General features: G+C 32.7%; 8 protein-coding genes. 7 read left to right on the top strand and 1 reads right to left on the bottom strand.

All coding sequences use genetic code 11. The features are described 5' to 3' along the window. Window positions 1–148: 148 nt before the first annotated feature. Window positions 149–1,069, bottom strand: a complete 921-nt coding sequence (locus FFR48_RS21220; RefSeq protein ID WP_371851464.1) for a phosphodiester glycosidase family protein — start codon at window positions 1,067–1,069, stop codon at window positions 149–151. Between the two features lie 1,566 nt (window positions 1,070–2,635). On the opposite strand from FFR48_RS21220, the gene FFR48_RS29065 reads away from it, so the two are divergent. From FFR48_RS29065 to FFR48_RS21190, 7 genes are all read left to right on the top strand, one after another. Beyond that, a complete protein-coding gene (locus FFR48_RS29065) occupies window positions 2,636–4,315 on the top strand; it encodes a restriction endonuclease (RefSeq protein WP_201277661.1) in 1,680 nt (559 codons plus the stop codon). Between the two features lie 43 nt (window positions 4,316–4,358). Next, window positions 4,359–7,463, top strand: a complete 3,105-nt coding sequence (locus FFR48_RS29060) for a type ISP restriction/modification enzyme (protein ID WP_201277660.1) — start codon at window positions 4,359–4,361, stop codon at window positions 7,461–7,463. 344 nt (window positions 7,464–7,807) lie between these two features. After that, window positions 7,808–8,014: a hypothetical protein gene (locus tag FFR48_RS21210; RefSeq protein ID WP_137668748.1), complete on the top strand. Its 207-nt coding sequence runs from the start codon at window positions 7,808–7,810 to the stop codon at window positions 8,012–8,014. Then, complete coding sequence (locus FFR48_RS21205) at window positions 8,002–8,400, top strand: type II toxin-antitoxin system VapC family toxin (RefSeq protein ID WP_137668747.1); 399 nt, start codon at window positions 8,002–8,004, stop codon at window positions 8,398–8,400. Before FFR48_RS21210 ends, FFR48_RS21205 begins: the two co-directional genes overlap by 13 nt. A 32-nt stretch (window positions 8,401–8,432) precedes the next feature. Then, window positions 8,433–8,723, top strand: coding sequence for a nucleotidyltransferase family protein (locus tag FFR48_RS21200; RefSeq protein ID WP_137668746.1), 291 nt, complete (start codon window positions 8,433–8,435; stop codon window positions 8,721–8,723). Window positions 8,724–8,904: 181 nt separating this feature from the next. Next, window positions 8,905–9,159 (top strand): hypothetical protein, encoded by a 255-nt coding sequence (locus FFR48_RS21195; protein ID WP_137668745.1) that lies wholly within the window; start codon window positions 8,905–8,907, stop codon window positions 9,157–9,159. Further along, complete coding sequence (locus FFR48_RS21190; RefSeq protein ID WP_137668744.1) at window positions 9,153–9,575, top strand: type II toxin-antitoxin system VapC family toxin; 423 nt, start codon at window positions 9,153–9,155, stop codon at window positions 9,573–9,575. Before FFR48_RS21195 ends, FFR48_RS21190 begins: the two co-directional genes overlap by 7 nt. Window positions 9,576–9,887: the final 312 nt, after the last annotated feature.

Genomic DNA, 9,887 nt, shown 5'->3' with positions numbered 1-9,887 from the left:
GGTGATTGGTGATTGGGGACTGGGGAAACAGGAAATATTTATCTTTCTCCTGACTCCTTGAACTCCTGACTCCTGACTCCTTGAACTCCTGACTCCTTGAACTCCTGACTCCTCACAGATAACTTTTTCAGCAAACCCTACCTATCTTTCACTTCTTATAAATGAGAAACACCGAACCAATGGGACCAAAATTTTCCACATACATCTTATCATTATAAAACAATCCTGGAGACATACCCCCATCAAATAACATTCCTTCCCTAATTCTTCCTAAACAATTATTTCTCGCAATACCTTCTAAAACATCATCAAACTGACTAGGTAACAACTCTTTATTATTTGCAGAAACTTGAATACTAGAATTAGCTTTCACATCATTAACTAACAGAATTACATAACCTTTACTGGTAATTGCTACCATAGAACGGTTAGTAGCACCTTTACAAGCAAAATCACCTAAAGCTTTGCAAATATCTTTAAAAACACCCTGATTGTAAAATCTACCATTACCACCTACTACATTATAATTTAGTAAATTAGATCCTCTTTTTCCTATCTGAATAGTAGCAACACGCTGACTGGGGTTTCCTCCAGAAATAGCAAAAGAAGAACGTTTATTTTTAAAAGCACCTGAATATTCAACACCACGAGAAATATTTAAACCTTGGGGTTTATTCACCGTATCTATATAATCTGCATTAATAGCTGCAATAGGTTTTCTACCATTTAACTTGGAATTTTCATCACCTACCAATTGACTAAAAAATTTAGGGATATACTCTCTTCTAAAATTACCCCTAGCATCCTTAGCATAGATTTTATGATCTAAACCCACATTTACTTTAAAATCTAAATGGGGGGATTTAGGATTAAATAGAATTACATGATTAATTCCTTTTGAATAACGTTCACCTTTATTATTAGTCTTGAAAAATTCAATACTAAACCGAGAATTATTACCAGGACAAATAGTTGATGGTTTTGGTTGAGAATTAGCCACCTGATCCTGAAAACCTAATAATAAGAAACTGCTACTAATTAAGAGAGATAAGAAAGATAATTTTTTCATGGATATGGTAATGGGTAGAATGTACAGGATGGTTTATTTTATCAGAATCAGGACACCCTTTGGGAAGTCAAAAGTCAAAAGTCAAAAGTCAAAAGTCAAAATTTTTTGTCTGAATCAGGATAACCAGGATTAGAGGATTTTCAGGATTGTGATTGTTTAATTTATGGTTTGATTTTCTGTCTTTTTGTCTGAATCAGGATAACCAGGATTAGAGGATGTACAGGATGTTATTGTTTAATTAATGGTTTGATTTTCTATCTTTTTGTCTGAATCAGGATAACCAGGATTAGAGGATGTACAGGATGTTATTGTTTAATTAATGGTTTGATTTTCTATCTTTTTGTCTGAATCAGGATAACCAGGATTAGAGGATTTACAGGATGTTATTGTTTAATTGATGGTTTGATTTTCTGTCTTTTTGTCTGAATCAGGATAACCAGGATTATAGGATGTACGGGATGTTATTGTTTAATTGATGGTTTGATTTTCTATCTTTTTGTCTGAATCAGGATAACCAGGATTAGAGGATTTTCAGGATTGTGATTGTTTAATTGATGGTTTGATTTTCTATCTTTTTGTCTGAATCAGGATAACCAGGATTAGAGGATTTTCAGGATTGTGATTGTTTATTTGATGGTTTGATTTTCTGTCTTTTTGTCTGAATCAGGATAACCAGGATTAGAGGATGTACAGGATGTTATTGTTTAATTGATGGTTTGATTTTCTGTCTTTTTGTCTGAATCAGGATAACCAGGATTAGAGGATGTACAGGATGTAATTTTTATTTTAAGTTTCTAGTTTACGAAAAGATGATAAATTTAGATTAAATAATGATAAGCTGTTACACAGCTAAATTGTATAATCCTAATGTTCTGAACTCTTGTTTAACAGGCAAGATGCCTGTTCCACTTATACAAATTAAATGCACAACAGCTTATAATATCTTTAGATTCTGATGCAAACAGAAAAGTAATCAATAACAATCCTGAAAATCCTGAAATCCTGGACATCCTGATTCAGACAAATTCAGAAATTTAAACAATAACAATCCTGAAAATCCTTAAATCCTGGACATCCTGATTCAGACAAATAAAATCTATAAAATCAAACCATCAATTAAACAATCACAATCCTGAAAATCCTTAAATCCTGGACATCCTGATTCAGACAAATTCAGAAATTTAAACAATAACAATCCTGAAAATCCTTAAATCCTGAAAATCCTGATTCAGACAAATTCAGAAATTTAAACAATAACAATCCTGAAAATCCTTAAATCCTGGACATCCTGATTCAGACAAATAAAATCTATAAAATCAAACCATCAATTAAACAATCACAATCCTGAAAATCCTCAAATCCTGGACATCCTGATTCAGACAAATTCATTAACTTATATTAAGTTACATTAACAAAATAATAAAAAAATTAATACAACATAACTTAGTCAAGACTTTACAACTATACGTAAGTGTAGTTATTATATTGATTAGATTAGATAGATTCAGATCCTGGACTTCTTTAAGAAATCCGGGATCTATAAAGATTACCCATTACCAAATAAACATGACTATTCAAAAAATATTAAACGAATTTAAACAAACTTCCACCTCTACCCGTGATTTAGGTGATAAATTTGAACGCTTAATGTTAAATTATCTCAAAACTGACCCCTTTTATAAAGATCATTTTAGCCAAGTTTGGTTATGGATGGAATTTCCTAAACGGGGAAATATGCCAGATACAGGTATTGACTTAGTAGCAGTGGAAAAGGATACTGGGGATTATTGGGCGATACAATGTAAATGTTATGATTTAGATCAGACCTTAGAAAAATCAGATATAGATTCATTTTTCACCGCTTCCGGGACAAATTTATTTAAAAAGCGGATGATTATTTCTACTACTTCTAAATGGAGTAAACACGCGGAAGCAGCATTAGAAAATCAACAAATTCCCGTTATTCGTGCTACTATTTATGATTTAGAAAATAGTCCTATTGATTGGAATAAATACAGTTTAAAAAATCCTGATAATTTAGAACTTAAACCTAAAAAAAGCATTCGTCCCCATCAACAAACCGCATTAGAAAAAGTCCTCACTGGGTTTAAAAATGCAGATAGAGGTAAATTAATCATGGCCTGCGGTACTGGTAAAACCTTTACTGCGTTGAAAATTGCGGAAAATTTTCCTAGAGATAATAATTTAGATAATAACTTAATTCTGTTTTTAGTTCCTTCTATTTCTTTACTTTCCCAAACTTTGAGAGAATGGACTGCTGAAAGTGAGATTAATTTTCATAGTATCGCAGTGTGTTCTGATGTCAATGTGGGTAAAAATAAGAAAAAGGGTTCGACTTCGCTCACCAACCATGATGTTGCAGATATTACAGTTAATGATTTAGCTTTTCCTCCCACAACCAACGCCCAAGATATTATTAAATCCTATCAAACTTTTGCAGATAAAAAAGAATTAACTGTTATTTTCTCCACCTATCAATCTATTCAAGCAATATCGGAAGCGCAAAAAATTGGTTTACCAGAATTTGATTTAATCATCTGTGATGAAGCACATAGAACCACAGGAGTAACTATTGCAGGAACAGATGAATCTTATTTTGTGAAAGTGCATAATCAAGATTTTATCAAAGCTAAAAAACGGCTGTATATGACAGCAACTCCCAAAATTTACAGCGATGAAACCAAAGTTCAAGCTAAAGAAAATCAGGCTTTTTTATGTTCAATGGATGATGTACATATCTACGGTAAAGAATTTCATCGTTTAGGTTTTGGTGAAGCTGTTAGCACTGGTTTATTAACTGATTATAAAGTCATGGTGTTAGCAGTTGATGAAAAATTTGTGGGTGCAACTTTTCAACAACAGTTAGCAGATGCAAATAACGAATTAAATTTAGATGATGCGGTAAAAATTGTTGGTTGTTGGAATGGTTTATCTAAACGTTTACTCAAAGATGCAGAAACAGAAGATATAGAAGATAATAACCCCATGAAACGGGCGGTGGCTTTTTCTCGTAGTATTAAAGATTCACAAAAAATTGTGAGATTATTTGGGGATATTATCAACCAATATCAACAATTAAACCCCGATGATGAAACATTTTTACAATGTGAATTAGACCATGTTGACGGTACACAAAACGCTTTACAAAGAACCGAAAAATTAGAATGGTTGAAAGCTGAACCCTCCTATTCCTCCCCTTCACAAGGGGGGTTAGGGGGGGGGTAACATCTGTCGCATCCTCTCCAATGCACGGTGTTTATCGGAAGGGGTGGATGTTCCTGCGTTGGATGCTGTGATGTTCCTGACTCCTCGTAACTCCGTGGTGGATGTGGTGCAGTCTGTGGGGAGGGTGATGAGAAAAGCAGAGGGGAAAAAATACGGTTATATTATTTTACCCGTTGGTATTCCTGCGGATATGTCGCCTGATGTCGCTTTAAAGGATAATGAAAAATATAAGGTAATTTGGCAAGTATTACAGGCATTACGCGCCCATGATGACAGATTTAATGATACTGTCAATAAAATTGATCTCAATAAACGTCGTCCGAATAAAATTAGTGTGGTTGGGGTTGGTGGTAGGGAAAAAAATGATCATTCCTCTGCTACAAATACGGGAAGTTCCTATCAACAATTAGAGTTAAATTTCCCCGTTGAAGAATGGCGAGATGCGATTTATGCAAAAATAGTTACTAAATGTGGTAATCGTCGTTATTGGGAAGATTGGGCTAAAGATGTAGCGAAAATTGCTGAAGGTCACACTTCCAGAATTAAGGCATTATTAGAAAGTTCTGAATCAGCAGCCAAAACAGCATTTAATGAGTTTATCACAGGGTTACATCAAAATATTAATCCTAATGTCACCACAGAAGAAGCAATTGAAATGTTATCTCAACATTTAATTACCAAACCTGTGTTTGATGCTTTGTTTGAAGGGTATGAATTTACTAAATTTAATCCAGTTTCTCAAACCATGCAAAGAATGTTAGATGTGTTAGAAAATCAATCTTTGCAAAAGGATGTGCAGACTTTAGAAAAGTTTTATCAAAGTGTGCGAGAACGCGCAAGCGGTATTGATAATGCGGAAGGTAAACAGAGGATTATTATTGAATTATATGATAAATTTTTCCGTGCTGCTTTTCCTAAGTTAGTGGAAAGATTGGGAATTGTTTATACTCCCGTGGAAGTGGTAGATTTTATTATTCACAGTGCTGATTTTGCCTTAAAACAAGAGTTTGGTGTGGGTTTATCTGATGAGGGTGTACATATTTTAGATCCCTTTACAGGTACGGGTACTTTTATTGTCCGGTTGTTGCAAAGTGGGTTAATAAAACGGGAAGATTTACAACGGAAATTTAGTCATGAGTTGCATTGTAATGAGATTGTTTTATTAGCTTATTATATTGCTGCGATTAATATTGAGGAAAGTTATCATTTCTTAGCTGGTAGTGAATATCGGCCTTTTAATGGCATTGTTTTAACTGATACTTTTCAAATGTTTGAAAATGACGGTTATTTGTTAGAAAAGATTTTCCCGGAAAATAATCAACGGGTGATTAATCAAAAGCAAAATGATATTACTGTGATTATTGGTAATCCTCCTTATTCTGCTGGACAGAGTAGTGCTAATGACGCAAATCAAAATCTTAAATATGAACATTTAGATGATAAAATTGAAAATACTTATGTAAAATATTCTAGTGCTACTTTAAGAAACAAACTTTATGATTCTTATATTAGGGGTTTTAGATGGGCAACTGATAGAATAAAAGATCAAGGTATAGTTTGTTTTGTTAGCAATAGCTCATTTATTGATAAAGGATTTGCTGATGGTTTAAGAAAATGTTTGGTAGATGAATTTACTAGCATTTACTGTTTTAATTTGAGAGGTGATGGAAGAACTTCTGGAGAACAGTGTCGTAAAGAAGGACATCCTTTATTTGCCGCACTTGGAGGTAAAGGTGGTAGCTTAGTTCCTATAGCAATTATTTTACTTATCAAAAATTCCAATAAGAAATCGGAAAACAAGGTCAACTATTATGATATTGGTGACTATTTAACCCGTAAAGAAAAATTAGATATTATTAAAAAATTTGGTGATATTTCTAATATTAAATGGCAAGAAATAACCCCTAATGAAAATTATGATTGGATTAATCAACGTAATGATATATTTGAAAGTTTTATTTCATTAGGTGACAAGAAAGATAAAACAGCTAAAACTATTTTTGATATATATTCACCAGGAATAGTTACTAATCGTGATGCTTGGTGTTATAACTTTTCTGCTCAATCATTAGAAGATAATATGAGTAGAATGATAGATTTTTACAATCAGCAAGTAGAAGAATTTAAAGTATTAAAAGAGAAGAAAAATATTGATACTTTTATTAATACTGATCCTAAAAAAATAAGTTGGTCAAGAGGTTTAAAACAAAAATTAGAAAAAGGCAACAATTACAAATTAGAAAATTGTTTAAAAATATCTTGTTATCGTCCCTATACTAAAGAGTATTTATATTTCTCAAATAATTTTATTGAAGTTATTGGAAAAAGTAGGATTTTCTTTCCTAATGAAAAATCAAAAAACTTAGTAATTTGTGTAGTTGGAAGTGGCGCACAAAAAGATTTTTCAGCTTTAATAACAGATGTTATTCCTAATTTACATTTTCAACATAGTGGTCATTGTTTCCCCTTATATACCTACGAAAAACAAAGCGAACTAGGAACATTATTTGCAACAGCAACCACAGAACAATATACCAAAAAAGAAAACATCCCCGATCGCATCTTAAAAGACTTCCAGAAAAAATATCAAGACAAAAACATCACCAAAACAGACATATTTTATTATATATATGGAGTCCTCCACTCCCCAGAATATAAACAAAGATTTGCAGCAGACCTCAAAAAAATGTTACCTCGCATCCCCTACACGGGAGACTTTTGGACATTCAGTAAAGCAGGTAGAGAATTAGCAGAATATCATATAAACTATGAAACCATAGAACCTTATGAAATCAAAGAATTTTCACCAGAAATATATTTAGATACTCAAGATTACCGTGTGGAAAAAATGGTATTTGGAAGGAACAAAAACGGAATAGATAAAACCACCATCATCTATAACAGTAAAATCACCCTATCACAAATCCCCCTAGAAACCTACGAATATATAGTAAATGGAAAATCAGCATTAGAATGGGTAATGGAAAGGTATAAAATCACCAAAGATAAAGATAGTGGAATAGTCAACGATCCTAACCACTGGTCAGAAGATCCGCGTTATATAGTAGATTTAGTTAAGAGGATAGTTAGGGTAAGTTTAGAAACAGTGAGAATAGTAAAAAGTTTACCAGCATTGAATGAATGGTAATGTACAATCAACGTAGGGGTTTAGCATTGCTAAACCCTTACAAATAAACGGGATAACCATAAAATCATCTGCGTTTATCCGCGTACCCTTCGGGAAGCAAGCTACATCTGCGTTCAATATTATTATTGTCAGAATCAGGATAACCAGGATTAAAGGATGTACAGGATGATTTATTTTGTTTACTAAAAGATGATAAACATAGATTAAATAATGATATAATATCTTTAAATTCTGACTTTTGACTTTTGACTTTTGACTTTTGACTTACCGAAGGGTGTCCTGGACATCCTGATTCTGACAAATAATGATATAATAAAAAATATTTAACTCAGGAGTTAAAAAAAATGACATTTAAAGAACAACTGGTAGCAGAAATAGAAACCATGACAGAAGAACAAATAGCAGAATTGTTAATAATGGTTAAAAATATGAAAACCAAACCAGAAATTAAACGGCGTTTTCCAGTTGTGAATATGGTAGGTAAAGCTAAAACATTAGGTGATATTGTTAGTCCTATTGTAGATGAAAAGGATTGGGAATGTCTGAAATAATTGTACTTGATACTCATATTTGGTTATGGTTAATCAATGGTGACTTTGATAGATTTCCCTCCCATTGGATTGAAAGATTTGAATTAGCAGAATCAATTGGAGTTTCACCTCTTTCCTGCTATGAAATAGCACTTGCTCATCAACGTGGAAGATTAGAATTAAATTATTCTCCACAGGAATGGATTCAGCGAGCTTTAACACCTGCTAAAATAGATTTATTTCCCACTACACCAGAAATTGCAATTAGAGCAGTTAATTTATCACCTATTCACAAAGATCCATTTGATCGAATAATCATTGCTACTACCTTAGAATATAGAGCAAAACTGGCAAGTATGGATGGATTATTTGCTAAATATCCCGAACTTAATCATCACCTGATGTAAAACCATCCTGATTCTGACCAAAAATGATCATTATGAATAGAGAGAATTTAATTAATTTCCTCAAAGAAAATTTAACTAACATCAAAAGTTATGGTGTCACATCCTTAGCTTTATTTGGTTCTTATGCAAGAGATGAAGCTAAAACTACCAGTGATCTGGATTTATTAGTAGAATTTCAAGGACAAGTTACCTTTGATCAATATATGGATTTAAAATTTTTCCTAGAAGATAACTTAGGTTTATCCGTTGATTTAGTAACTAAAAAAATGTTAAAACCTCAAGTAATCAGTTCAGTAGAAAAGGATGTAATTTATGTCGCGTAGTTTAAAACTGTATTGTGATGATATTGTCATCAGTTGTGATAAAATTCTGCGTTAAGTCGCTCAGTACAAGTCGCTCAGTACAAGTCGCGGTAGTTGAGCGTAGTCGAAACTCGATAACCACCTGATTCTGACAAAGAATGATATAATAAAGAATATTAAATGTGCTTCAGGAGTTAAAAACATGACATTGAAAGAAGAACTATTAGCAGAAATAGAAACAATGACAGAAACGCAAATAGCAGAATTTATCATGATGCTTAAAAACATGAAAAATAAAAATTCAAATTTTGATGAAAATCAAATTAAAAAATTAACTCTTGGTGAATGTATAGCAAAATTTCGAGAAGAATTAATAGAAGAAAAAATAGAAATTAACCCTGATGAAATTTGGGAAAATATTCGTGATTATCATCCAGGAAGAGAGGTAATTTGGTGATTCGATTTTTATTAGATACTAATATTATTTCTGAACCTTTAAGGATAGAACCCAATCAAGCAGTTTTACAAAACATGGTAAAATATGAATTAGAAATTGCTATGGCATCAGTAACATGGCATGAATTATTGTTTGGTTGCTATCGTTTACCACATTCTAAAAAGAAAAATAAAATTACTAATTATTTACACCAGGTAATTAAACCCAAAATACCCATCTTACATTATGATGATGTAGCTGCGGAATGGTTTGCTAACGAAAGAGCGCGACTTGTAGGAATAGGAAAAACTCCTGCATATCCAGATGGACAAATTGCAGCAATAGCAAAAACAAATGATTTGATTTTAGTAACAAATAATGTTGCAGATTTTAGTGAGTTTCAAAATCTGAAAATAGAAAATTGGTTTCTGGATTGAAAGAATCAAAAAAACATCTGCGTTTAAGCTGTTATGCCTTTAACTTGAATAATTAATACAAGCAAGATGCTTGTGCTACTGTAACTTCAGGTTTTTTGATTATACAGTTTAGCTGCACATCAGCTTATCTGCTTTTTTGTCACCTGTCACCTAAATAGGGGTTGCTGAGAAAGTCTTTCCGTGAGGGCATAGGAGTCAGGAGTCAGGAGTCAGGAGTCAGGAGGAGATGTGAAAATTTCTTTGCCGTCTCTTGAAATCCCAAAAAATGCACACTTTTTCCGGTATACCCTTCAAAACCCTTGGACTAATTTC

Origin of the sequence: Sphaerospermopsis reniformis, assembly GCF_005402885.1 — a bacterium.
Classification (GTDB): domain Bacteria; phylum Cyanobacteriota; class Cyanobacteriia; order Cyanobacteriales; family Nostocaceae; genus Sphaerospermopsis; species Sphaerospermopsis kisseleviana.
This window is presented reverse-complemented; position numbering and strand designations above follow the sequence as displayed.

What these genes read in the sequence shown, in the direction of transcription:
- FFR48_RS21220 (WP_371851464.1), bottom strand. Translation starts at nt 1,069, where the DNA reads ATGAAAAAATTATCTTTCTTATCTCTCTTAATTAGTAGCAGTTTCTTA.
- FFR48_RS29065 (WP_201277661.1), top strand. Translation starts at nt 2,636, where the DNA reads ATGACTATTCAAAAAATATTAAACGAATTTAAACAAACTTCCACCTCT.
- FFR48_RS21210 (WP_137668748.1), top strand. Translation starts at nt 7,808, where the DNA reads ATGACATTTAAAGAACAACTGGTAGCAGAAATAGAAACCATGACAGAA.
- FFR48_RS21205 (WP_137668747.1), top strand. Translation starts at nt 8,002, where the DNA reads ATGTCTGAAATAATTGTACTTGATACTCATATTTGGTTATGGTTAATC.
- FFR48_RS21200 (WP_137668746.1), top strand. Translation starts at nt 8,433, where the DNA reads ATGAATAGAGAGAATTTAATTAATTTCCTCAAAGAAAATTTAACTAAC.
- FFR48_RS21195 (WP_137668745.1), top strand. Translation starts at nt 8,905, where the DNA reads ATGACATTGAAAGAAGAACTATTAGCAGAAATAGAAACAATGACAGAA.